The organism is Marinomonas balearica (assembly GCF_004362145.1).
Lineage (GTDB): Bacteria > Pseudomonadota > Gammaproteobacteria > Pseudomonadales > Marinomonadaceae > Marinomonas > Marinomonas balearica.
Genome location: NZ_SNXC01000012.1, coordinates 62092 through 86268, shown reverse-complemented (window position 1 = coordinate 86268; position 24177 = coordinate 62092). Strand labels below are relative to the sequence as shown.

At 44.8% G+C, this 24177-nt stretch carries 20 protein-coding genes and 4 tRNA genes; 21 read left to right on the top strand and 3 right to left on the bottom strand.

All coding sequences use genetic code 11. The features are described from left to right. Position 1: 1 nt before the first annotated feature. Positions 2-952, bottom strand: coding sequence for a DMT family transporter (locus DFP79_RS10185; protein WP_133503846.1), 951 nt, complete (start codon positions 950-952; stop codon positions 2-4). Positions 953-1133: 181 nt separating this feature from the next. Here DFP79_RS10185 and DFP79_RS10180 point away from each other — a divergent pair, with 181 nt between their 5' ends. The 3 genes from DFP79_RS10180 (at position 1134) to DFP79_RS10170 (ending at position 4565) form a co-directional block, all read left to right on the top strand. Further along, a complete protein-coding gene (locus DFP79_RS10180) occupies positions 1134-1586 on the top strand; it encodes an Lrp/AsnC family transcriptional regulator (protein ID WP_166637684.1) in 453 nt (150 codons plus the stop codon). Between the two features lie 473 nt (positions 1587-2059). After that, on the top strand, positions 2060-3337 hold the full coding sequence (locus DFP79_RS10175) for an endonuclease (RefSeq protein WP_133503845.1): 1278 nt from the start codon (positions 2060-2062) through the stop codon (positions 3335-3337). A gap of 229 nt (positions 3338-3566) precedes the next feature. Continuing rightward, positions 3567-4565: a branched-chain amino acid aminotransferase gene (locus tag DFP79_RS10170; protein WP_133503844.1), complete on the top strand. Its 999-nt coding sequence runs from the start codon at positions 3567-3569 to the stop codon at positions 4563-4565. Positions 4566-4647: 82 nt separating this feature from the next. Here the strand turns inward: DFP79_RS10170 and DFP79_RS10165 are convergent, their stop codons facing one another. Next, positions 4648-5988 (bottom strand): GH1 family beta-glucosidase, encoded by a 1341-nt coding sequence (locus DFP79_RS10165; RefSeq protein WP_133503843.1) that lies wholly within the window; start codon positions 5986-5988, stop codon positions 4648-4650. A 171-nt stretch (positions 5989-6159) separates the two neighbouring features. After that, entirely contained in the window at positions 6160-6591 is a 432-nt protein-coding gene (locus DFP79_RS10160; protein ID WP_133503842.1) for a GNAT family N-acetyltransferase, read from the bottom strand. 80 nt (positions 6592-6671) lie between these two features. Between DFP79_RS10160 and DFP79_RS10155 the strand changes: the two genes are divergently transcribed. The 18 genes from DFP79_RS10155 to rpsL all read left to right on the top strand — a co-directional run bounded on the left by DFP79_RS10155 (position 6672) and on the right by rpsL (position 24170). Next, positions 6672-7847, top strand: coding sequence for an alpha/beta hydrolase (locus DFP79_RS10155; RefSeq protein WP_133503841.1), 1176 nt, complete (start codon positions 6672-6674; stop codon positions 7845-7847). A 47-nt stretch (positions 7848-7894) separates the two neighbouring features. Continuing rightward, positions 7895-8776: a phytanoyl-CoA dioxygenase family protein gene (locus DFP79_RS10150; RefSeq protein WP_133503840.1), complete on the top strand. Its 882-nt coding sequence runs from the start codon at positions 7895-7897 to the stop codon at positions 8774-8776. 18 nt (positions 8777-8794) lie between these two features. After that, positions 8795-9751, top strand: coding sequence for a biotin--[acetyl-CoA-carboxylase] ligase (locus DFP79_RS10145; RefSeq protein WP_133503839.1), 957 nt, complete (start codon positions 8795-8797; stop codon positions 9749-9751). Further along, complete coding sequence (locus DFP79_RS10140) at positions 9732-10487, top strand: type III pantothenate kinase (RefSeq protein WP_133503838.1); 756 nt, start codon at positions 9732-9734, stop codon at positions 10485-10487. Before DFP79_RS10145 ends, DFP79_RS10140 begins: the two co-directional genes overlap by 20 nt. Beyond that, positions 10484-11266: an SPOR domain-containing protein gene (locus DFP79_RS10135; protein ID WP_133503837.1), complete on the top strand. Its 783-nt coding sequence runs from the start codon at positions 10484-10486 to the stop codon at positions 11264-11266. Before DFP79_RS10140 ends, DFP79_RS10135 begins: the two co-directional genes overlap by 4 nt. A gap of 94 nt (positions 11267-11360) precedes the next feature. Then, a tRNA-Tyr gene (locus DFP79_RS10130) sits at positions 11361-11444 on the top strand. A gap of 5 nt (positions 11445-11449) precedes the next feature. After that, a tRNA-Gly gene (locus DFP79_RS10125) sits at positions 11450-11524 on the top strand. Between the two features lie 14 nt (positions 11525-11538). Beyond that, positions 11539-11614, top strand: a tRNA-Thr gene (locus DFP79_RS10120). Between the two features lie 119 nt (positions 11615-11733). Further along, positions 11734-11809 (top strand) — tRNA-Trp (locus tag DFP79_RS10115). Positions 11810-11849: 40 nt separating this feature from the next. Beyond that, positions 11850-12218 carry a preprotein translocase subunit SecE gene (gene secE, locus DFP79_RS10110; protein ID WP_133503836.1) on the top strand — a complete coding sequence of 123 codons (369 nt, stop codon included), beginning with the start codon at positions 11850-11852 and terminating at the stop codon, positions 12216-12218. A 9-nt stretch (positions 12219-12227) separates the two neighbouring features. Next, positions 12228-12761, top strand: coding sequence for a transcription termination/antitermination protein NusG (nusG, locus tag DFP79_RS10105; protein WP_133503835.1), 534 nt, complete (start codon positions 12228-12230; stop codon positions 12759-12761). Positions 12762-12815: 54 nt separating this feature from the next. Beyond that, entirely contained in the window at positions 12816-13250 is a 435-nt protein-coding gene (gene rplK / locus DFP79_RS10100) for a 50S ribosomal protein L11 (RefSeq protein ID WP_133503834.1), read from the top strand. After that, positions 13250-13945 carry a 50S ribosomal protein L1 gene (gene rplA / locus DFP79_RS10095; RefSeq protein WP_133503833.1) on the top strand — a complete coding sequence of 232 codons (696 nt, stop codon included), beginning with the start codon at positions 13250-13252 and terminating at the stop codon, positions 13943-13945. The genes rplK and rplA overlap by 1 nt, the downstream gene beginning before the upstream one ends. 212 nt (positions 13946-14157) lie before the next feature. Next, positions 14158-14658, top strand: a complete 501-nt coding sequence (gene rplJ / locus DFP79_RS10090; RefSeq protein ID WP_133503832.1) for a 50S ribosomal protein L10 — start codon at positions 14158-14160, stop codon at positions 14656-14658. Positions 14659-14737: 79 nt separating this feature from the next. Next, a complete protein-coding gene (gene rplL / locus DFP79_RS10085; protein ID WP_133503831.1) occupies positions 14738-15109 on the top strand; it encodes a 50S ribosomal protein L7/L12 in 372 nt (123 codons plus the stop codon). A gap of 185 nt (positions 15110-15294) precedes the next feature. Then, the gene (gene rpoB, locus DFP79_RS10080; RefSeq protein WP_133503830.1) at positions 15295-19395 is read left to right on the top strand and encodes a DNA-directed RNA polymerase subunit beta; all 4101 of its coding nucleotides are present in this window, start codon (positions 15295-15297) and stop codon (positions 19393-19395) included. A gap of 65 nt (positions 19396-19460) precedes the next feature. Continuing rightward, positions 19461-23663: a DNA-directed RNA polymerase subunit beta' gene (rpoC, locus tag DFP79_RS10075; protein WP_133503829.1), complete on the top strand. Its 4203-nt coding sequence runs from the start codon at positions 19461-19463 to the stop codon at positions 23661-23663. A gap of 135 nt (positions 23664-23798) precedes the next feature. Beyond that, a complete protein-coding gene (gene rpsL / locus DFP79_RS10070; RefSeq protein WP_013659444.1) occupies positions 23799-24170 on the top strand; it encodes a 30S ribosomal protein S12 in 372 nt (123 codons plus the stop codon). Positions 24171-24177: the final 7 nt, after the last annotated feature.

The following is a 24177-nucleotide window of genomic DNA, read 5'->3' as shown; positions in this document are numbered from 1 at the left end:
GTTACTGTTTGCGTGTTGTTTTCATGGGTATTTTTATACCACTCGCGAGCAACACTCCAAAGCACACTAAGATCATGCCAAGTAAAGAGGCCTGAGTCAGTTGCTCTCCTAAAAGTGGAGCGGCTGCCAGCCCCACGAAGACAGGCGCTAAAGACCCAATGGCTGAGCTGCGTTCCGCTCCAATTTTGTTGATTGCGTAACCGTAAGAGAACCCAGCTAAAAGCCCTGCACAAACGGATTGTATCAATGCTTGGCTTACTATGAAGGTAACAGGTGTATCGGCAAAGCCACTTTGCACGATACCTAATGCATACAGCATGAGCAAAACGACAGTTGAAACCAGACTTAAAAAACCAGCAATGGCCAGCGGCGGTAATCCTATCATTCGAAAGCAAACTGAAAATACCGTCCAAAATACGGCAGCGATTAGAAAAATAAGGTCGCCTTTCCAGTATTCTGTATTCCCTCCGATAAAGGCTAATGTGAGTAACGCGGTAATCCCAAGGCCAATACAGGCGACGCCAACCGTTTTTTGCTTACTGAATTTTTCTTTGAAAATGACGATGGCAATCAAAGCAATAAACAGCGGTGTCATACCGGTAATGATAAGCCCAGCATGCGATGCTGGAGAGTAAGCTGCCCCCCAACTGCATAAATAAAAGAAAGGAACGCCTGCGCCCACAAGTATGCCCAACAGCAGTATTTTGGGAGTGGCCATGATTCTTCGCCATTCTTTTAGAAAAAAGGGAAAGAGCAATACCGCAGCGGGGCCATAACGTAACAAAGCCAGATCGAAGGAGGTCAGTGCTGATGTTGCACCTGCACGCATAGCAATAAAAAAGCCACTCCAAATCAACGTCGTAAAGACAGACGCCGCAATACCCAATTTAAATTCCCAACCACTTGCAAATGTAAAATGCGCTGGCGTTTGTACTGAAGCGGTTGTGGTCATTTTAGACTCCCTAAGTTCGATGAATTTGACGGAGCTTTACCTAATAGTTTGGAACCCCGTATTGCTCTAAATTATTAGGTAAAGTGAGGGCGCATGTCCTTGCTATTTTTGCCCTAAAATTGTTTTGAAATGGCATGTCATGCTAAAAATAGAGAGTTTTTATAGTAAAGAGACCAATTTGATGATTAATAAGACGGATGCGGAAATATTAAAGCGATTGCAACAGGATGGTCGTCTTTCAAATGTTGAGCTTGCTGAAGGCATTAACCTTTCCCCTTCTCCTTGTTTACGGCGAGTTAAAAACTTGGAGTCAGAAGGCGTGATAACGGGCTATAGCGCAGTGATAGATCGAGAAAAGGTCGGCTATGGGATGACTGTTTTTGTTGATGTCTCTTTAGAAAGTCATAAAGAGTTTGCTTCGGCTGAGTTCGAGGCTTCAGTTGTTGTTTTGGAAAATGTTATCCATTGCCACGAGGTGTCAGGCGTATCCGATTATCGTTTAGAAATCGTAGTGCAAGATTTAAAAGGGTATGAGGTCGTACTCAAACAAATTCAGCAATTGCCCTATATCAAAGATATTCAAAGCAACTTTGCCATTCGGACGGTTAAATCAGGCGCTCCTATCCCGCTATAAGTAACGATAAACAGGGGCACTTTCTGTGCCTTATTCGCTTTAATGTTCAATGCGACGCGACAACGTCCAGTGCTTTGCAGTAGCGCAGATCTTTATGACTCATTTCTCTGAATGACATATCAAACGCAATTCTAAATTTTAACACTTCTCAATTGCACCAAAGGTGTTCGTACGTTCTCGACCTTTGGTTCGTTTTAACGCATTCCAATGCAATTTCTTTATATAAATTGTTCAACTTTACACGTCATTGAAAATATAACCATCTGAAATATAGAACAATTATTTCTTTTTCGTCGACCTGGTCTGAAAATTGACTCATCGGTCAGGTTTGGAGTCTCTTATTTCGGTATTTGAAAGGATGACCCAGTGCCGTAATACCCCTTTCACATACAAATAATAGGATGAAGTGTGCAAATAGGACGCACGAATAGGAGGGATCCAAACTTGTTTAATTGACCTAAAGGAAAAGAACCATGAAAAGATCGGTACTCTATTTGTCAGCCGCGATGCTTTATTCCTCGCTGTCTTACTCTGATATTTTAATTTCCGAGGTGCTGTATGACACACCGGGAACAGACAGCAGTGAAGAGTGGATAGAGCTTTATAATCCGGGTTGTGACGCTGTAAGTTTGAGTAACTACAGCTTGGAAGATAATGGCTCTAGCTTCGCACTTTCTGGATCCATCGAAGCGGGTGGTTATATCACGATCGCTCGCAGCTCAAGCGGTTTTAATGCTCTTTACAGTGATACTCCGGATATCTCTGGAATGTCATTGTCACTTGGGAACAGCGGGGATTGGGTTGAGTTGAGCAACAGTTCCGGTGTTGTGGACTTAGTCGCATGGGAAAATAAAGTGTCTGGTTGGGATATCAGTGCGCGTTATGTGTCCATTTATCGAACCAGCAGTTCAGATACGGATTCTGTCTCGGATTGGAGTGTAAGTGGATCCGATTCGCCGGGAACAGGAACATTAACGCAAGATTGTGCGGGAGGTTCCGGATCATCTAACTCAGGCTCTAATTCGCAAATTAATGAAGCTGATTATTACGCGGATGCAATCGGGTTATCGGGGAGCGCTTTAAAAACTGCGTTGCAAGGTATCATCAGTGCGAACCATACCAAGCTGACTTACAAAGAAGTCTGGACGGCCTTGCAGTACACAGATGAAGACCCTAACAACACAGATAATGTGATCTTAATTTATTCAGGGCGCAGCGCTGATAAAGACGATCGCGATGGCACCACGGGCTCTGATAATGACAGCTGGAACCGAGAACATATTTGGGCGAAGTCGTTAGGCTTTCCAAGTACCGGGCAGTATGGTTATACCGACATACATCACTTACGCCCTGCGGATAAAACAGTAAACAGCTCGCGTGGAAATAAAAGCTTCGATGATGGCGGAAGTGCGCAGGGTGAAGCCGCAAACACCTTTGCGGACAGTGATTCGTGGGAGCCTAGAGATGAAGTCAAAGGAGATGTTGCTCGTATGATCTTTTATATGGAAGCTCGTTACGATGGCAGTGATGGAAATATGCCGGATTTGGAAATAGTGAACAGCACCAGTGTCTCGTCTGGTGATCCTAATATCGGTGTACTCTGTGCATTGTATTCATGGAACGACGAAGATCCCGTTGATTCATTTGAGCAAAGACGGAATGATCGTGTGCAGGAATGGCAAGGCAACCGAAACCCATTTATTGATAATCCTCAATGGATAGAAAGCATTTGGGGTGCAGATTGTAATTGATGTTGTCTGTTAGATAATGTCTATAGGTTCTTCTTAAGAGGAGCCTATATTTTACAGAGGCTCTTATTCTTGGTATTTATCCCCAATTCTTCACGAATATGGAACATTTGTACTCAGCGGCTTCCTTCATTCAGTTTTCTGTTTTAGTATCTCTTTATTTAGCTTACGCGCTTTTATTAGAGTCGCGATAAGTCGAATTTCCACAGTTTTGATTCGATAGGAAAATAGAATGGCAGCGTTTGGTAGCGTGTTCATGCCCAAGATGGCATTGGCAACTTTTGAAAACAACCAATGGACTGATGCAGACATCGTATCTTCAGACAGTATTCAAATGCACCCAGGTGCGCATGTATTACATTATTCTAGTACATGTTTTGAGGGTCTAAAGGCGTTTCGTCACGAGGATGGCAGTGTTCATGTTTTCCGTATGGATCAAAATATTAAACGATTGGCGCAAAGCAGCCGTTTGTTAGAGTTGCCTGAAATCAATGAAGAGCAGGTTGCTCAAATGATCAAGGATGTCGTTACCGAGTTTGCAGAAGAAGTTCCAGCGCCTCCAGGCTCAATGTACATTCGCCCGACGCACTTCGGAACAGAAGCTGCAGTAGGTAAAGCCGCAGCGCCTTCTTTAACGTCTATGTTGTACATTTTGTTATCTCCAGTCGGTGATTACTTTGCTGGAGGCTCACGTGCTCTGCGTCTTCTATTGGATGAAACTGGAATGCGTTGTGCGCCGCACATGGGCATGATCAAAAGCGGTGGTAACTATGCCAGTGCATTGCAACCTACGATGCAAGCGAAAGCGGAAGTAGAGGCCGATCAGGTTCTTTTCTGTCCGAATGGCGATGTTACTGAAACGGGTGCAGCAAACTTCTTATTGGTTGATGGCAATGAAATTATCACCAAAGCGCTTGATGCATCGTTCCTACATGGTGTGACGCGTTCGAGCATTTTGTCTCTTGCTGAAGATTTGGGTATGACCGTAACCGAGCGAGATTTCACGGTAACTGAGTTACTTGAACGTGCCGCTAAACCGGGCGTGGAAGCGATGCTTTCTGGAACGGCAGCCGTGCTTACTTCAGTCGGTACCTTGATCCACAATGGTAAAGAGCACAAAGTGGGATCGGGTGAAATGGGCCCAACAGCGCAAAAATTACGCCAAGCACTGAATGATATCCAGTGGGGTAAAGCACCAGATACTCACAATTGGTTAACTAAAATCGCGTAAATTTTCTCATGCGTGATGTGTAAAAAAGCCGAATATTTTTATGAAATATTCGGCTTTTTTCGTTTAGATCTCTGAGTTTTGCTTATTTGGCTCTGCTTAACAGCAGATCGCGATAAGCGTAACCGCTTCGCTTAACCGTACGTTGTTGTGTTTCGTAATCAACATACGTTAGACCAAAGCGTTTGCTGTAGCCTTCTGCCCATTCAAAATTGTCCATTAGGCTCCATGCAAAGTAGCCACGAATGTCCACACCTGCTTCAATCGCGTCGTTCACGGCATTTATGTGTCCGTGTAAATAACGCACTCGCTGATCGTCATCCACCTCGCCTGCTTTTAGCTCGTCAGCACACGCAGCACCATTTTCAGTAATGAACATAGGAGGCAGGTTATATTGCTTGTTTAGGTTAATGAGCAGTTCACTGAAAGCGTGAGGTGCAACTTCCCATCCGATGTCGGTATATTCAACGCCTTCTTTTTTGATATCACGATAAAGGTTTTGTTCGTCATACTCATTATGATTACAGGTGTAGAAGTTCATTCCCATAAAATCGATGGGTTGAGAAATGATGTCCATGTCACCGGGTAGAACATTCGGCAGATAATGAGGCAACACTTTTTCTAAAAGCTTAGGGTATTGAGCGTTTAAGATTGGCTCGATAAAGAACTGATTATCAAGTGTTTCTCGCACAAGCGCCGCGAATTGATCCTCGGCTTTGTCGCTGGCAGCGTAGGTCCTGTTCATGTTTAATACAATGCCTACATCGCTGTTGGGGCAATTCTTGCGAATCACGGGCACGGCCATTCCGTGAGCGAGCAAAATGTGATGAGCGGCTTGACGGCCGTATTCCGGTTTGGCAAGACCGGGTGCGTGAACACCCACCTCATAACCTAAGAGAGCGGCGCAAAATGGTTCGTTAAACGTCGCCCAAGAATCAACCCAACTTCCTAACTCTTTTGTGACAAGGTCTGCATACTCAACAAATCGGTAAGCTGTTTCTCTATTTAGCCAACCACCTTTGTCTTCTAAATGCTGTGGCAGATCCCAATGGTAGAGCGTCGCGTAGACCTTAAGGCCATTTGCCTTAAGTTCTTCCATTAGATTTCGGTAAAAATTAAGCCCTTTTTCATTCGGCTTGCCTTGCTCGTCCATCACTCGTGGCCAAGCTATTGAAAGACGATATGCATCTACCCCCAAACTTTTAATCAGTTGTACATCTTCTTTCCAAAGGTGATAGTGATCGCAAGCAACGGAGCCATCGTCACCGTTTAGTACTTTTCCTGGAGTGGCGCAAAAGGTATCCCAAATACAAGGCAGACGCCCATCTTCAGTGTTTGCGCCTTCTATTTGAAATGACGCGGTGGCAACACCAAATGTGAAATTTGGTTTTAACATGATGGAATTGTCTGGCAATGTAATGCTCATAGGACACCTCTCTGGCTGAAACGTTATTGTTTGCTGAAAGGTATGTAGATAAACGGATTTGGTCAATGACAATGCATTGGCTTTAGATAAATCTAGGAAATTAAGCTTTTATTAAGATCGCCCTAAGTAAGTTTTCGAGGCCGTTTATTTGTGAGGAAATATTCTGTGCTGTTAGCCAACATACAGCATGGGCGTTAATCCTGGATTGCTGTTTAAATATTTTAAAAAACGAGATTTTAGTTCTGATGGTAAGGTTTCGGGTGCTACTTCTACAAAATGATTCTTAAGATAAAACGGCACGACGTTTGCGAGCGCAAAGCAATATGTTGATTTGCTTGCCAATGCTTCTTGAACGCCTTCCAAGAGGTTTTTGCCAAGCCCTCGTTGTCTTTTATCTGGGTGCGTTACCATTGCAGTGAGCAGTTGAGTGTCATCACTAATGGGTTTGAGCCTTAGAGCGGCTAATATATGTGCGCCGTCTTTTATGACCCAAATAGGTTCGGATTTATTGGGCTTTCCACTTGGGTAGTGAGCTTGATAAAACTTTTTAACGAGAGGGAACCAAAGAGGTAGCACTTTGATCGGTGTATACTTAGAAGTCACGTGTCTTGCCGAAGTTAGTGATTTAACTTAGATAGGATATCATAGTCAAAAGATTGCTAATATCACTATGGAGAAAAGGTGTGTTCAGTCGATTCTATATCTTAATCATACTCTCATTATGCGTTTCAAAGGTGTGGGCTTCAGACCCATATATTATCGAAAAGGGTGAAGCGTTTTCCTCCTATCAGGCGCGAGTGAAACACTATCTTCAGGAAAATAAAGAGTGGGTTAACCCAACAAATAAAGAAATCGAAACGAACGCGGTATTGCCTCAACAATGGGAGCCGGATGCAAGCTGTAATTCAGCGGATATAGGTAAGCACGGTGTTCTGATGTTTCATGGCTTATCGGACTCGCCATTTTCTGTGCGAGATACGGCAATGGCATTGGCTGCACAATGTCTACGTGTGAGGGTTATGCTGCTCCCGGGTCATGGAACAAAACAAGAAGATTTATTGAATGTATCACGGGAGGACTGGCGACAAACGGTTGCCGCTTCTTTTGCGCATTTCAGTAACGAGGTTGATCATGTGTTTGTTGCAGGGTTCTCTACAGGGGGTGCTTTGGTCACTGAGTTTGCTTGGAAAAATCCAGAGAAAGTGAGCGGCGTCATTCTTCTGTCGCCTTTGTTTAAGATCAACACCAGTATTGATTGGCTAAGCCCTTTTGTTTCGGTATTTACGGATTGGCTGGATAGAAATAAGACCGATGATTATGCTAAATATGCATCGATTCCGACACCTGCGATTGTAGAAGCTTATCGCATTGCGAAAGAGGTGCGTGCGCTTGTGCGTGATAATCCGAAAGACATTCCTGTTTTCATTGCGATGTCTGAAGAAGATGCAACGGTAGATTCATCGGTAACATTGAAGTTGTTTGATCAGTCGATGATCGGGGAATCGAGTCAAATGTTATTGTACAGTAGGACGCAAAAAGCAGCTCAAACCAACAGAAAGGCTGTAGTGAATACGTACTGGCCAGAGCAAAAAATTATAGGTCTTTCCCATATGGGAGTCATAGGAAACCCTAGTAACCCTTATTATGGTGAAAAAGGCAGTTACCGAATTTGTGATTGGCATCGCTCGGATGAGGCGCGTTATAAAAAGTGTCAAAGTGCCAAAGAGAATTGGTATGGGGAGCGAAGTGATGAGCTGTTATCGAAAAGTGATGTGGCAGGTCGCATTTCGTGGAACCCTCAATTCAAAAACCTGATGAACTATATCGGTTCCTTCATCCGAGCTCATTCGGTTGAATAGAGTAATTGGGTGACATAAACGCTCGCGTTAATTAATTGGAGAGGATAATGAGTAGAAAAGTGGAAGTGTTGCTAAGAGCGTTAACGCCTGAGCAGGTTTCTTTATACCATGAGCAAGGCTATTTGGTTGTGGAAGGAGCTGTTTCCGCTAATACTTGTGACCAATTAAAATCCAGAATCAGTGAAATGTTGGATGTATTTGACCCGGATAGCATCCGATCTATCTTTACGACGAAAGAACAAAGTCGCCAAACGGACAATTATTTTTTAGAATCCGCTGAGAATATATCGTACTTTTTTGAAGAAGAAGCATTTGACGACGACGGTGAGTTGAAGCAAGACAAAAGTTTGTCTATCAATAAAATTGGCCATGCGTTACATGATAAAGACGTTTTGTTTTCGGATTTTTCTTTGCATCCATCATGGGGGAGTATTCTTCACCAGCTTGGAATGAAACAGCCCTTGGCGGCGCAATCCATGTATATATTTAAACAGCCAAATATCGGCGGAGAGGTGAATTGTCATCAAGACAGTACCTTTTTGTTTACTAAGCCAATGAGTGTAATTGGTTTGTGGTTCGCGATAGAAGATGCCACATTGGAAAATGGTTGTCTCTGGGGTGTTCCTGGAGGGCACAAGCAAGGGCTTGAGAAACGCTTTGAACGGGTTTCAGAAGGCAGTACGAAAATGCAAATGACGAAACTGGCGGATGTGGCGTGGGATAAAGAGGCGCTTCTCTCGTTAGAAGTGCCAAAAGGCTCGTTAGTGATCCTAAATGGAGAGTTTCCTCATTTAAGTTATGCAAACCGCTCGAAAAGATCGAGGCATGCTTATGCGTTACATGCTGTTGATGGCGAGTGTGAGTACCCAGAAAGTAACTGGCTATTACGTCAGAATCGTTCCTTTCCAAGATTTAGACAAAATAATTAAAAGAAGAGAAAAACAGACATGCGAGAGATTCTTGCCTTACTGAGCGACAGCCAATTTCATTCCGGAGAAGAACTAGGTAAAGAGATCGGCGTATCAAGAGCTGCGATTTGGAAAAAGCTTAAAAAGCTGGAAGGAATTGGGGTGCGGGTGCATTCTGTTAAGGGGCGCGGATACCGCATTCCCAAAAAACTGACCTTGTTAGAAGAGGTGTTGCTACGCGATCAAGGGTTGGATTCTAACGTCTTTGTTGATATCCAATTTGAGACAGGATCAACCAACGGTGACTTAAAGCAGCATATAAATAAGAATGGCGCGTTACCTGCGTTATTCGTATGTGAAAGACAGTTGCAAGGTAAGGGTAGGCGAGGGCGTAGCTGGGAAAGTGGCGTCGCGCGTAATGTTATCATGTCATTTGCGTATGAATTTGATGGCGGCGCAAATGTTGTTGAAGGGTTGAGTTTAGCTGTAGGTGTTGCGGTAGCAAATGTACTTGAAGGGCTTGGTGTTTCCGGCGTAGGCTTGAAATGGCCAAATGATGTACAAGTCGATGGTAAGAAAATTGCCGGCATTTTGCTTGAAATGGTTGCTGATCAGGATGCGTGTCAGGTCATTATCGGTATTGGCTTGAACGTAGAGATGCTGGATAGCGAAATGGCGACGATAGATCAGCCTTGGACAGACCTTGCCTCAAAGCTATCGGAGACGCCTGATCGCAATTTATTACTTGCTCGATTAACCAATGAATTGATGACTGTGTGTGATAACTTTTCAAAGGGGAAAGGAATCGCGCATTATCAGAACTTGTGGCAAAAGCACGACGTGATGCTCAATCAACGAGTGACTGTTACAAGTGTAGGGAATCAAGTTAAAGGCGTTGCGCGCGGGATAGATGTTCATGGTGCGCTCTTGCTTGAGCGTGATGGTAAAGTGGAATCCCTTTATGGGGGTGAAGTGAGTGTACGAAAACAAAGCTAACAAACGGGCTACCAAAGTATTGGTTGTGGACGCTGGGAACACTCGTCTGAAGTGGACGGCGTTCGACGGTGATACCGTCATTGGAAAGGTATACGACAGCGAGCCTCATAGTTTCGAGGATTTCTATCCCGAAGTCATATATTTCGCTAGTGTACGTTCCAATGAACAAAATGCCATGCTACATGCCGATATTCAAGCTGCTTATCCTGATGTTGAGTGGCTTCCAATTGTGGCCACCTCTCAGGCGCGTAATGTAAAAAACTCATACGAAGAACCGCAACGGCTTGGTGTTGACCGTTGGTTGTCATCCATCGCTGCTTATCATGAAGCGGGGACGGCCTGTCTAATTATTGATGCAGGTACAGCGATAAAAGCCGACTTTGTGAGCGCTGAAGGAGTGCATCTCGGTGGGTACATTGTCCCCGGATTGAAGATTATGAAAGATGTGTTGGTTAAGAATACTGCGCGAATTCGCTATGATAAAAGTGAAGTGTCCGATGAGAGGCAGATACCCAATAATACCGCGGGTGCTGTCGAGCTTGGATGCAAGGAAATGGCAATTGGTTTTGTGGAGAGGCTTATTCGTCAGCATTCCGATTATACTTGGTTTGCAACGGGTGGCGAAGGTGAGGCTTTAATTGTTGCCGCAGGTGCAAAGTGTATCTGTGATGAGCACTTGGTGGCAAAGGGTGCGAAGTTGGTGGGTGATGAATTAATTGAGAATCGAAAAACATGAGATGGTTGTTTTTATTAGTCGTTCTGATTAACGCGGGATTTTTTAGTTGGCATAGTTTTTCTCAAGACCAGCGACAAGGTGGAGAAGAGAAAGTATATGCGCCACCTGTTGGAACCAAAATTGCGCTCATGTCAGAGCCCTTAGAAGAGAAGCCTGAGAAACCAGCTCAGATAGAAATAGCTCAGCGCCGAGAGGCTCTGAGTCGCTTAGAGAGTCGGTTGCAAGAGGCTGTCGAAGATGCGGAGTCAGGAGGTCTGAATGTGGCGATATCAAACGAGGCCGCTACGAGGTCTAGCCCACAGTCGTTGACGGAATCAGGAGATGCATCGTGTCGGATGATAGAGACCGAGAGAGAGAAAGATCATAAAGTAATCTTAGCGTCGTTAGATGTTCAAGGGTGGTCTTACTCTGAGACGCAGACGATCGGCGAACGCGACAAATATTGGCTATATATCCCAGCGCCAGAGACACGAGCGGAAGCGAACAAAGTAGTGAAAGACCTTAAAGCTAAAAGTGTTGATAGCTTTATAATAAATCGCGGTGAAATGAAAAATAGAATTTCGTTGGGGTTGTACTCTTCAATAAAGAGGGCAAAACAAGCAGCGGCTTCTATCAAATTGAGAACAAATTACGACGTAGAGTTATTTGAGCATAAACGTAAAGTAAGCCTCTATGTTGTTGATATTAAGACTTTGATAACGGATCAGTTGTTCAAAAAATGGCTAGAAATTCTAGAAACGGAGCCTTCTTTAATAAAAATTGAAAAAAAGTCTTGTTAGAGCTTGCATTTAGATAAACGATTCATATAATTGCTTCCACCTTTTGGGGCAGTAGCGAAAGCTACGAGAGACAGTGCGAGTTGTCTGTATTTGTGGAGGGGTTCCCGAGTGGCCAAAGGGAGCAGATTGTAAATCTGCCACGAAAGTTTCGGTGGTTCGAATCCACCTCCCTCCACCATTAATGCGGGTATGGTATAGTGGCTATTACCTCAGCCTTCCAAGCTGAAGAGGCGGGTTCGATTCCCGCTACCCGCTCCAAACTCCACGATTGTGCTCATGTAGCTCAGTTGGTAGAGCACACCCTTGGTAAGGGTGAGGTCGGCAGTTCAAATCTGCTCATGAGCTCCAGCATTTCTAAATGCATGTAAATAGGTGGTATTGACCGCCTTTTTTATTGTCTGTTTTTTGGGCGAATACCCTTGCAAAGCTAAACGCAAACCGGTATCATCCTCCGCCCATACGATTGTAGGCCAGTAGTTCAATTGGTAGAGCACCGGTTTCCAAAACCGGCTGTTGGGGGTTCGAGTCCCTCCTGGCCTGCCAAATTTCGTATCCTATATCTAAGCTAGGGATCACCTAAAGTATGAGTTCGAATACAGAAGCTCAAGAGTCTCGCGGAGACCTATTTAAGTGGGCGATTGTTGTTCTGCTGGTTGCAGCAGGCGTAGTTGGTAATAATTATTTTTCTGCTGAATCGTTGCTGTATCGCTTAATTGCGGTATTGGTATTAGCGATTGCGGCGGTTTTTGTTGCATTGCAAACTGTCAAAGGGAAGGCGTTTTTTACTTTGGCTAAAGAAGCTAAAGCAGAAATTAGGCGTGTAGTATGGCCAACTCGTCAAGAGACGGTTCAGACTACGTTGATCGTCTTGGCAGTTGTTATATTTATGTCTCTCGTGCTGTGGGGGGTTGATTCTCTCCTTGGTTGGATCGTTTCTGCAGTAATAGGTTAGGAGTTGGTCGTGACTAAGCGATGGTATGTGGTACAAGCGTACTCGGGATATGAAAAGCATGTGATGCGCGCGCTTACAGAGCGTGTGCAACTTATGTCGATGGAAGATTTATTCGGCGATATCTTAGTGCCTACTGAAGAAGTGGTTGAGATTCGTGACGGTAAAAAGCGCAAGAGCGAACGTAAGTTCTATCCGGGCTACGTGTTAGTGCAAATGGATATGAATGACGACTCTTGGCATTTGGTTAAGGGTACATCGCGCGTGCTTGGCTTTATTGGCGGCACGGCAGATAAACCTTCTCCTATCACTCAACGTGAAGCGGATGCAATATTGCAACGTGTTAACGAGGGTGTTGATAAGCCTCGTCCTAAGACATTGTTTGAAGTGGGTGAGGTCGTTCGTGTTAACGAAGGGCCGTTCGCAGACTTTAATGGTGTGGTTGAAGAGGTTGATTACGATAAGAGCCGAATTAAAGTGGCAGTATTGATCTTTGGTCGATCTACCCCTGTTGATTTGGAATTCAGTCAGGTTGAGAAAGCCTGATTTTGTAAACGGGTAGCCTGATTTATTTAGGCGGTGACCCATCTGGAGTAAATAATGGCTAAAAAAGTCCAAGCTTACATCAAGCTACAAGTTAAAGCGGGTCAAGCGAACCCAAGTCCACCAGTAGGTCCAGCTCTTGGTCAACATGGTGTGAATATCATGGAATTCTGTAAAGCATTCAACGCTAAAACACAAGGTGTTGAACCAGGTCTTCCTACACCAGTAATCATTACTGTATACGCTGACCGTAGTTTTACATTCGAAACTAAATCGACTCCAGCATCTGTTCTTCTTAAGAAAGCAGCAGGTCTGAAAAGCGGTTCTCCACGTCCTAACACTCAGAAAGTAGGTACGGTAACTCGTGCACAACTTGAAGAGATTGTTAATGCTAAGCAGGAAGATTTGACTGCTTCTGATATGGATGCTGCTGTACGTACTATCGCAGGTAGTGCGCGCTCTATGGGTCTAGATGTTGAGGGTGTTGAATAATGGCTAAGCTAACTAAGCGCGCTCGCTTGATCGCAGAAAAAGTTGAAGCGACTAAATTGTACTCTGTAGAAGAAGCGGTTGCTCTTCTAGATGAACTTTCTACTGTGAAGTTCAAAGAGTCTGTTGATGTTGCTGTTAATCTAGGTGTTGATCCTCGTAAATCTGATCAGGTTGTACGTGGTTCTACTGTTTTGCCACACGGTACTGGTAAAGATGTACGTGTTGCTGTATTTGCTCAAGGCGCGAACGCAGAAGCTGCTAAAGAAGCAGGTGCTGACATCGTAGGTTTTGATGACCTAGCTGAACAAGTAAAAGCGGGTAACCTAGATTTTGACGTGGTTATTGCTTCTCCAGATGCAATGCGCGTTGTTGGTCAATTAGGTCAGGTGTTGGGTCCTCGTGGTCTTATGCCTAACCCTAAAGTTGGTACAGTTACTCCTGACGTTGCTACTGCAGTTAAGAATGCAAAAGCAGGTCAGGCTCGTTACCGTACTGACAAAAATGGTATTGTTCACGCAGGTGTTGGCTCTATCGGCTTCACTGCGGACGCTATCAAAGGTAACTTGGAAGCGCTTCTTAGCGACCTACGTCGTGCTAAGCCAGCTTCTTCTAAAGGTATCTTTATGAAGAAAGTGACTTTGTCCTCTACAATGGGACCAGGTCTAGTAATTGATTTAGGTGCATTGAGCTTCTAAGTCGAGCTTGAGGGTCTGTATGGCATTTGTCATATAGGCCGTCAAAGACCGTAGGAACGAAAGTTTAATTAAACGTTGAGAAATGTTTTTCCTGCGCAGATGGTGTGGCCCGATTCAGATTTAACTGGATCCAACTCACCAGTAAAGTACTCCGAGTAATCGGAGAGTTGGTAAAACTAGGGACTTGTCCCTGCTAATCCAGGAGAAAACCAGTGGCATTAGGTCTAGAAGACAAAAAAGCCATTGTCGCCGAAGTTAGCGAAGCTGCCCAAGGCGCATTGTCTGCGGTTGTAGCTGATTCTCGCGGTGTTACCGTGGGTGATATGACTGCACTTCGCAAACAAGCACGTGAAGCTGGCGTATACGTACGTGTTGTACGTAACACTCTAGCTCGCCGCGCTGTTGATGGCACTGACTTCGAATGCTTAAAAGATAGCTTCGTAGGTCCTACGTTAATTGCTTTCTCTAACGAACACCCAGGTGCGGCTGCTCGTTTGTTGAAAGAATTTGCGAAAGGCAACGATGCATTTGAAGTTAAAGCATTGGCGTTCAACGGTGAGTTGATCGCAGCAGGCGACATTGATCGTTTGGCAACACTGCCAACATACGACGAAGCTATCGCGAAGTTGATGAGCGTACTACAGGGTGCTACAAGCAAACTGGTTCGTACTCTTGCGGCTGTACGCGAGCAGAAAGAGCAAGAAGCTGCGTAAATTTATACGCGCTCTTGATACACTTATTTTGTTTTATTGCCCTCGGGCAATTATTAAAGAATGCTAGGAAATCTGAGTCATGGCTCTAACTAAAGAAGATATCATCAATGCAGTAGCAGAAATGTCTGTAATGGACGTTGTTGAACTTATTGAAGCAATGGAAGAAAAATTCGGTGTAACTGCAGCTGCTGCAGTTGTAGCTGGCCCTGCTGCTGAAGCTGGCGCTGCTGCTGAAGCTCAAACTGAATTCGACGTTGTTCTAACTGCTGTTGGCGACAAGAAAGTTAACGTAATCAAAGCTGTACGTGCAGCAACTGGTCTTGGCTTGAAAGAAGCTAAAGGCATGGTTGACGGCGCTCCTGCTACAGTTAAAGAAGGCGTATCTAAAGAAGAAGCAGATGAGCTTAAAGCTGCTCTTGAAGAAGCTGGTGCATCTGTCGAAGTTAAATAATGACAGAAACTGTTCCAGAATTCGGCCTTTAGTCGAATTGGCTGGTGGCATTTTGCCACCGGCCTTTTTGGGTTTCTAAGCCCAAATAAAACGAAAGAATTTTTTATTGGGAGAAAACTCTCCCATTATTTGGTAAGGCCTTATCTAGGCCTTTTGCGTCAATGTGCACAAGCTGGGGAATGCTGATGGCTTACTCATACACTGAGAAAAAACGTATCCGTAAGGATTTCGGTAAACTGCCGCCCGTTTTGGATGTGCCATACTTGCTGGCAATTCAGCTTGAATCCTACCGTAAATTTCTGCAAGAAGGTAAAGATCTTGCAGGGCGTGAGGAATTAGGTCTACATGGGGCCTTTAAATCTGTCTTTCCAATGGTCAGCTTTTCCGGCAATGCGGCTCTAGAGTATGTCGATTACCGATTAGGCAAACCTGTTTTTGATGTAAAAGAGTGTCAACTGCGTGGCGTGACCTATGCAGCTCCTTTACGCGTTCGTGTAAGACTTATCATTTATGATAAAGAATCTTCGAACAAGGCAATTAAAGACATCCGTGAGCAAGAAGTGTACATGGGTGAAATTCCACTCATGACTGAAAACGGTACCTTTGTTATCAATGGTACAGAACGTGTAATTGTTTCTCAGTTGCACCGTTCACCTGGTGTGTTCTTCGACCACGATCGTGGTAAGACTCACTCATCAGGTAAGCTTCTACACTCTGCTCGTGTTATTCCTTACCGTGGTTCATGGTTGGACTTCGAGTTTGATCCAAAAGACTGCGTATTCGTTCGTATCGACCGCCGTCGTAAATTACCTGTTTCTATTTTGCTACGTGCATTGGGTTACAACACTGAAGAAATTCTAGGTACTTTCTTCGATACCGTTCGTTTCTATCTTAATAAAGATGGTTTCGAAATGGATCTTGTTGCAAGTCGTCTACGTGGTGAAACTGCGCTGTTTGATATTGTAGATAACAACGGCGAAGTAATTGTAGAAGAAGGTCGTCGTATCACTGCTAAACATATCCGTGCAATGGATAAAGCAGGTCTAGAGCGCCTTTCTATTCCGCTAGAATATATCCTGGGTAAAGTGTCCGCTAAAAACCTAGTACACCCTGCGACGGGTGAACTAATTGCAGAAGCAAACACAGAGATGTCTGTTGATTTGTTAGAAGCTTTAGTAGGTGCAGGAATCACAGAAATTGATGTCTTGTACACTAATGATTTGGATCACGGTCCATTCATTTCTGACACTTTGCGCATCGACCCAACGAACAACCAGTTGGAAGCATTGGTAGAAATCTACCGTATGATGCGTCCTGGCGAGCCGCCAACTAAAGAATCAGCTGAAGGTTTGTTCCAAGGTTTGTTCTTCGCAGAAGAGCGTTACGATCTATCTGGTGTAGGTCGTATGAAATTCAACCGTCGTTTAGGACGTGATGAAGATAAAGGTCCAGGCATTCTGGACAATGAAGACATCATCGACGTGCTGAAGACTTTGTTGGATATCCGTAACGGTAACGGAATGGTTGATGATATCGACCACTTGGGTAACCGTCGCGTACGTTCTGTCGGTGAAATGGCTGAAAACCAGTTCCGCGTTGGTCTTGTTCGTGTTGAGCGTGCTGTCAAAGAGCGTTTGTCTATGGCGGAAGCTGATGGCCTTATGCCTCAGGATCTGCTAAATGCTAAGCCAGTTGCAGCAGCAATCAAAGAATTCTTTGGTTCCAGCCAATTGTCTCAGTTTATGGATCAAAACAACCCGCTTTCTGAGGTTACTCATAAGCGTCGTGTTTCTGCGCTTGGCCCCGGTGGTTTGACACGTGAACGTGCTGGCTTTGAAGTACGTGACGTACATGCAACGCACTACGGTCGTGTTTGTCCTATCGAGACTCCTGAGGGACCAAACATCGGTTTGATCAACTCTTTGTCTACTTATGCTCGTACGAACAGTTACGGTTTCCTTGAAACTCCGTACCGTAAAGTTGTAGACGGCAAAATGACAGATGAGACGGTTTACGTTTCCGCTATTGATGAGGCGAAGTACGTAATCGCACAAGCATCTGTCAATGTTGATAAAGAAGGCCGATTGGTTGATGAGCTAGTTCAGGTGCGTCATATGCACGAAACTACCTTGTTGCCAAAAGAAAAAGTAAACCTGATGGACGTATCTCCTCGTCAGGTCGTTTCTGTTGCTGCGTCTTTGATTCCGTTCCTTGAGCACGATGATGCTAACCGAGCGTTGATGGGATCGAACATGCAACGTCAGGCTGTTCCAACATTAAAGGCTGATAAGCCAGTTGTTGGTACTGGTATGGAACGCAACGTAGCGAAAGACTCTGGTGTATGTATCGTTGCTCGTCGCGGCGGTGTAATCGAGTCTGTTGATGCAAGTCGTATCGTCGTTCGCGTTAACTCTGAAGAGACGCTTGCGGGTGAAGCAGGTGTAGATATTTACAACCTGACTAAATACGTTCGCTCTAACCAAAATACATGTATTAACCAGCGTACTCTTGTACTGAAAGGTGAGAGAGTTGCATCTGGCGATATCATGGCTGATGGTCCTTCTGTTGATATGGGTGATTTGGCGTTGGGCCAAAACATGCGTATTGCCTTCATGCCTTGGAATGGTTTCAACTTCGAGGATTCCATCCTTGTTTCTGAACGTGTTGTAGAAGAAGATCGATTTACTTCTATTCACATTCAAGAGCTTACATGTGTTGCGCGTGATACTAAGCTTGGGCCTGAAGAAATTACTGCGGATATTCCAAACGTTGGTGAAGGTGCGCTGTCTAAACTTGATTCTTCTGGTGTTGTTTACATCGGTGCAGAAGTAGAGCCTGGCGATATTCTGGTTGGTAAAGTAACACCTAAAGGTGAAACTCAACTGACTCCAGAAGAGAAGCTATTGCGCGCTATCTTCGGTGAAAAAGCGTCTGATGTTAAAGATACATCTCAGCGCGTTAAAACCGGTACTCGCGGTACAGTTATTGACGTTCAAGTCTTCACTCGTGACGGCATTGAAAAAGACGACCGTGCTAAGGCAATTGAGAAATCTCAGTTGGATCAAGTACGTAAGGATCTTAATGAAGAGTTCCGTATCGTCGAGAAAGCAACGTTTGAGCGTTTAGCTGAAACCTTAGTTGGTCAACAGGCTGAAGGCGGTCCTGGTCTTGCTCGCAATGCGATCATTACTGAAGACTATCTTGCTAATTTAGATCACCCTGAGTGGTTTAAGATTCGTGTATCAAACGAAGAAGCTACCGAGCAACTTGAGAAAGCTCAAGCAGCGTTGATAGAGCGCCGTAAAGAGCTGGATGCTAAGTTCGAAGATAAGAAGCGTAAGCTTCAGACTGGCGATGATTTGGCTCCGGGTGTACTTAAGATTGTTAAAGTTTACGTTGCTATTAAGCGTCGTATTCAGCCGGGTGATAAAATGGCCGGCCGTCACGGTAACAAGGGTGTAATTTCTAAAATTATGCCAGTTGAAGATATGCCTTATGACGAAAACGGCGATCCAGTAGACATCGTTCTTAACCCGCTAGGTGTTCCGTCTCGAATGAACGTTGGTCAGGTTCTTGAGACTCACTTAGGTGCAGCTGCTAAAGGCCTTGGTCGCAAGATCAACGAGATGATTCAGGTTGAGCGTGAGAAAGCAGAAACCGTTCAGGAACTGCGTTCTTTCCTTGGTGAAGTGTATAACGGACACGAGGATGGATTGCGTCCAGCGCGTTCTGAAGATCTAGACAGCTTCACAGATGAAGAAATCATGACATTGGCATCGAACCTTAAAGGTGGTGTTCCAATGGCATCTGGTGCATTTGATGGTGCGAAAGAAGCAGAGATCAAGCGTATGCTACGTTTGGCTGGCTTGAACGAAAGCGGTCAAATCAAGTTGTTCAACGGTCGTACAGGTGATGCATTTGAGCGTCCAGTAACTGTAGGTTACATGTACATGCTGAAATTGAACCACTTGGTAGACGACAAAATGCACGCTCGTTCTACGGGATCTTACAGTCTGGTAACACAGCAGCCGTTGGGTGGTAAAGCTCAATTCGGTGGTCAGCGTTTCGGTGAGATGGAGGTATGGGCACTTGAAGCATACGGTGCGGCTTACACTCTACAAGAAATGTTGACAGTTAAGTCTGATGACGTAAATGGTCGAACTAAGATGTATAAAAACATCGTAGATGGCGATCATCGTATGGAACCAGGCATGCCAGAATCCTTCAACGTATTGGTTAAAGAGATCCGCTCTCTTGGTATCGATATCGAGTTGGAAAACGATTAAGCACGAATCACATTTGACCTGCTGGGGAGCGCGGCTCCCCAGCCTTACGAGTGGGGCGAATATACATGAAAGACTTATTAGGTCTTCTAAAATCACAGGGACAATCTGACGAGTTTGATTCGATTCGTATCGGTCTGGCTTCTCCAGATATGATTCGTTCGTGGTCTTACGGCGAAGTTAAAAAGCCTGAGACGATCAACTACCGTACGTTCAAACCAGAACGTGACGGATTGTTCTGTGCAAAAATCTTTGGTCCTATTAAGGACTATGAATGTTTGTGTGGTAAATACAAACGTTTGAAACACCGTGGTGTCATTTGTGAGAAGTGTGGCGTTGAAGTTGCTCTGTCTAAAGTGCGCCGTGAGCGTATGGGACATATTGAACTAGCGTCTCCAGTTGCTCATATTTGGTTCCTAAAATCTCTACCGTCTCGTATCGGTCTTATCCTTGATATGACGTTACGTGATATTGAACGAGTGCTTTACTTTGAATCTTTCATCGTAATTGACCCAGGCATGACAACGCTTGATAAAGGTCAGCTGTTAAACGATGAGCAGTACTTTGAAGCACTAGAAGAATTCGGTGATGAATTTGACGCTCGCATGGGTGCTGAAGCGATCCAAATGTTGCTACGCGACATGGATATGGCTGAAGAAATTAATACTATGCGTGAAGAGTTGAATGCTACCAATTCTGAAACTCGTATTAAGAAGCTTTCTAAGCGTTTGAAGTTGATCGAAGCGTTCCACAACTCTGGCAATAATCCAGAGTGGATGGTGCTTGAAGTTCTTCCAGTTCTTCCACCAGATCTTCGTCCTCTTGTACCGCTAGAGGGTGGACGTTTCGCTACGTCTGACTTGAACGATTTGTACCGTCGAGTTATTAACCGTAACAACCGTTTGAAGCGTCTTCTAGAGCTTGCGGCACCAGACATCATCGTACGTAACGAAAAGCGTATGTTGCAAGAGTCTGTTGATGCGTTGCTTGATAATGGTCGTCGTGGACGTGCGATTACTGGTTCTAACAAGCGCCCTCTGAAATCTTTGGCTGACATGATCAAAGGTAAGCAAGGTCGTTTCCGTCAGAACTTGCTTGGTAAGCGTGTAGACTACTCTGGTCGTTCTGTAATTACAGTAGGTCCATCTTTACGTCTTCACCAGTGTGGTCTTCCTAAGAAAATGGCGCTTGAATTGTTTAAGCCATTCATTTTCTCTAAGTTAGAGCTACGCGGTATGGCAACAACCATTAAAGCTGCGAAGAAAATGGTTGAGCGTGAGACGTCGGAAGTTTGGGATATCCTGGATGAAGTTATCCGCGAACACCCAGTTATGCTTAACCGTGCACCTACATTGCACCGTTTGGGTATTCAGGCATTTGAACCCATGCTTATCGAAGGTAAAGCGATTCAGTTGCACCCATTAGTGTGTGCGGCTTATAACGCTGACTTTGACGGTGACCAAATGGCCGTACACGTTCCTCTAACAATTGAAGCTCAGTTAGAAGCACGTGCATTGATGATGTCTACAAACAACATCTTGTCTCCAGCGAATGGTGAGCCAATCATCGTTCCTTCTCAAGACGTTGTATTGGGTCTTTACTACATGACTCGAGACAAAATCAATGCAAAAGGTGAAGGCATGGCCTTCGCTGATATTAAAGAAGTTCACCGTGCGTATGGTGCAAAACAAGTTGAATTGCACGCTAAAGTAAAAGTTCGCGTAAGCGAAGTAGATACAACGCTAGAGGGTGAGAAAATCCCTTCTACTTTTATTGCAGATACAACCGTTGGACGTGCTTTGTTGTTTGATGTTGTTCCTGATGGCCTTCCATTCTCAGTTGTTAACCAACCGATGAAGAAGAAAGCAATTTCGAATCTGATCAACGAGTGTTACCGCAAAGTTGGCTTAAAAGAAACATGTATCTTTGCTGATCAATTGATGTACACAGGCTTCCAATACGCTACTGCTTCTGGTTCGTCAGTAGGTGTAGATGATTTCGTTATTCCACCAGAGAAAGCAGAAATAATTTCTCGTGCGGAAGAAGAAGTTAAAGAGGTTGAGTATCAATTTGCTGATGGTCTTGTAACACAAGGCGAGAAATACAACAAAGTGATCGACCTTTGGTCTCGTACAAACGAAACCGTAACCGATGCCATGATGAAAAACTTGGCAAAAGAGACTGTTGTAAACAAAGAGGGTGAAGAGGTTGAACAACAATCTTTTAACTCGGTTTACATGATGGCAGACTCCGGTGCCCGTGGTAGTGTCGCTCAGATGCGTCAGCTAGGCGGTATGCGTGGTTTGATGGCGAAACCGGATGGATCGATCATCGAGACACCGATCACTGCGAACTTCCGTGAAGGTCTATCGGTACTTCAGTACTTTACCTCGACTCACGGTGCTCGTAAGGGTCTTGCCGATACGGCACTGAAAACAGCAAACTCTGGTTACCTAACGCGTCGTCTAGTTGACGTGGCACAAGATTTGGTAATAACAGAAGTTGATTGTGGTTCTACAGACGGTATTACCGTAAATGCCATGATTGAAGGGGGCGATGTAGTTGTTCCTCTAGGTCAGCGTGTATTGGGTCGTGTCGTTGCTCAAGATGTAATGGATACCAAAGGTGAGCTTGTTCTTGCTGCAGGTACTTTGATTGATGAGCATCATATTCGCACAATCGAGTCTGCGGGTGTCGACGAAATGATCGTTCGCTCTGTTATCACATGTGATACTAAACACGGTGTGTGTGGCAAGTGTTACGGTCGTGATTTGGCGCGTGGACATTTGGTTAATATTGGTGAAGCGATTGGTGTTGTGGCTGCACAGTCAATCGGTGAGCCTGGTACACAGCTGACAATGCGTACGTTCCACATCGGTGGTGCGGCATCTCGAGCGTCTGCTGTAGACAGTGTTCAAGTGAAGAGTGCTGGTACTGTTCGTTTCCATAAAATGAAGAGTATTGAACGTGAAAACGGCCAATTGGTTGTGGCTTCTCGTTCTTCTGAATTGGCAATTGCTGATGAGGCGGGTCGTGAGAAAGAGCGTTATAAGCTTCCTTATGGTGCTGTACTAAGTGTGGTTGAAGGTGATTCAGTGACTGCGGGTCAAGTCGTAGCTAACTGGGATCCTCATACACACCCAATCGTATCTGAGACACAAGGTCGCCTTGAGTTCTCTGGTATGGAAGAGAACGTTACTATTCGTCGCCAATCTGACGAAATGACGGGCTTAACTACGATTGAAGTATTGGAAATGAGGGATCGTCCTTCAGCGGGCAAAGATTTACGACCTATCATTGCGGTTGTAGATGAAGCCGGTAATCCGGTAATGATTCCGGGAACCGATTCTCCAGTTCAATACATGTTGCCAGAGAAAGCTTTGTTAAGCTTGGATCATGGTGCAACTATCAAGTCTGGTGAAGTCTTAGCGCGTATTCCTCAAGAATCGCAGGGTAACAAGGATATCACGGGTGGTCTGCCACGAGTGGCTGACTTGTTTGAAGCTCGTCGTCCGAAAGATCCAGCTATTATGGCGGAAGCAACGGGTGTTGTTAGTTTTGGTAAGGAAACGAAAGGTAAGATTCGTTTGGTTATCAATCCTCAAGACGGCAGCGACCCAATTGAAACTCTGATTCCAAAATGGCGTCAAATCAACATCTTTGATGGTGAGGAAGTAGCTAAGGGTGAAATTATTGCGGATGGTCCTTTAAATCCACATGATATTTTACGTCTTAAAGGTGTAGAGCCTCTAGCTGACTACATCACTATGGAGATTCAAGAAGTTTACCGCCTACAAGGTGTTGTGATTAACGATAAGCACATTGAAGTTATCGTTCGTCAGATGCTGCGTAAAGTGGATGTGGGTGAGGCCGGTGATACCGATCTTATCCAAGGTGACCAAATTGAATACACTCAATTGTTGGATGCGAACGAAGCTGCAGAAGCAGAAGGTAAGTTCCCATCGAAATTTGAGCGTGTGCTACTTGGTATCACGAAAGCTTCTTTGGCAACCGAATCCTTCATCTCTGCAGCGTCGTTCCAAGAGACGACTCGTGTATTGACCGAGGGTGCGGTAACCGGTAAGAAAGACCACTTACGTGGTCTGAAAGAAAACGTTGTAGTAGGTCGCCTAATCCCAGCGGGTACAGGTTTGGCATACCACAGCGAGCGCAAGAATAAGAAAGAACTTGCGCAAGCAGCGAAAGAAGGAAGTGCTACTGTTAGTGCTTCTGATGTCGAAGAAGCACTAAGTGCCGCTCTAAAAGACTAAATTTGCTGATTTAGGCAAAGGGAGGTGATTTTTTAGTCGCCTCCCTATTGACTGTTTTATAGGCGCAAATTACACTTGCGCCTCCTTAATTTTGGCGATATCCGCCATAAGTATTGGATTTGTGGAGCTTGTATAATGGCAACCGTTAACCAGTTGGTTCGTAAACCACGTAAACGTAAAGTGGCAAAAAGTGACGTACCTGCGTTACAAGCTTGTCCGCAACGCCGCGGCGTCTGCACACGTGTATACACTACTACGCCTAAAAAGCCTAACTCGGCTTTGCGTAAAGTATGTCGTGTTCGCTTGACGAACGGCTTTGAAGTAACTTCCTACATCGGTGGTGAAGGTCACAACCTGCAAGAACACAGCGTAGTGCTGATTCGTGGCGGTCGTGTAAAAGACCTTCCAGGTGTTCGTTATCACACAGTTCGTGGTAGCTTGGATACTTCAGGCGTACAAAATCGTAAACAGGGCCGTTCTAAGTACGGTACTAAACGTCCTAAGTAAGTTTAAG

Excerpts from the sequence above, each read along its gene's own strand:
- DFP79_RS10185 (WP_133503846.1), bottom strand. The coding sequence starts at position 952 with ATGACCACAACCGCTTCAGTACAAACGCCAGCGCATTTTACATTTGCA.
- DFP79_RS10180 (WP_166637684.1), top strand. The coding sequence starts at position 1,134 with ATGATTAATAAGACGGATGCGGAAATATTAAAGCGATTGCAACAGGAT.
- DFP79_RS10175 (WP_133503845.1), top strand. The coding sequence starts at position 2,060 with ATGAAAAGATCGGTACTCTATTTGTCAGCCGCGATGCTTTATTCCTCG.
- DFP79_RS10170 (WP_133503844.1), top strand. The coding sequence starts at position 3,567 with ATGGCAGCGTTTGGTAGCGTGTTCATGCCCAAGATGGCATTGGCAACT.
- DFP79_RS10165 (WP_133503843.1), bottom strand. The coding sequence starts at position 5,988 with ATGAGCATTACATTGCCAGACAATTCCATCATGTTAAAACCAAATTTC.
- DFP79_RS10150 (WP_133503840.1), top strand. The coding sequence starts at position 7,895 with ATGAGTAGAAAAGTGGAAGTGTTGCTAAGAGCGTTAACGCCTGAGCAG.
- DFP79_RS10145 (WP_133503839.1), top strand. The coding sequence starts at position 8,795 with ATGCGAGAGATTCTTGCCTTACTGAGCGACAGCCAATTTCATTCCGGA.
- DFP79_RS10135 (WP_133503837.1), top strand. The coding sequence starts at position 10,484 with ATGAGATGGTTGTTTTTATTAGTCGTTCTGATTAACGCGGGATTTTTT.
- secE (WP_133503836.1), top strand. The coding sequence starts at position 11,850 with ATGAGTTCGAATACAGAAGCTCAAGAGTCTCGCGGAGACCTATTTAAG.
- rplK (WP_133503834.1), top strand. The coding sequence starts at position 12,816 with ATGGCTAAAAAAGTCCAAGCTTACATCAAGCTACAAGTTAAAGCGGGT.
- rplA (WP_133503833.1), top strand. The coding sequence starts at position 13,250 with ATGGCTAAGCTAACTAAGCGCGCTCGCTTGATCGCAGAAAAAGTTGAA.
- rplL (WP_133503831.1), top strand. The coding sequence starts at position 14,738 with ATGGCTCTAACTAAAGAAGATATCATCAATGCAGTAGCAGAAATGTCT.
- rpoB (WP_133503830.1), top strand. The coding sequence starts at position 15,295 with ATGGCTTACTCATACACTGAGAAAAAACGTATCCGTAAGGATTTCGGT.
- rpoC (WP_133503829.1), top strand. The coding sequence starts at position 19,461 with ATGAAAGACTTATTAGGTCTTCTAAAATCACAGGGACAATCTGACGAG.
- rpsL (WP_013659444.1), top strand. The coding sequence starts at position 23,799 with ATGGCAACCGTTAACCAGTTGGTTCGTAAACCACGTAAACGTAAAGTG.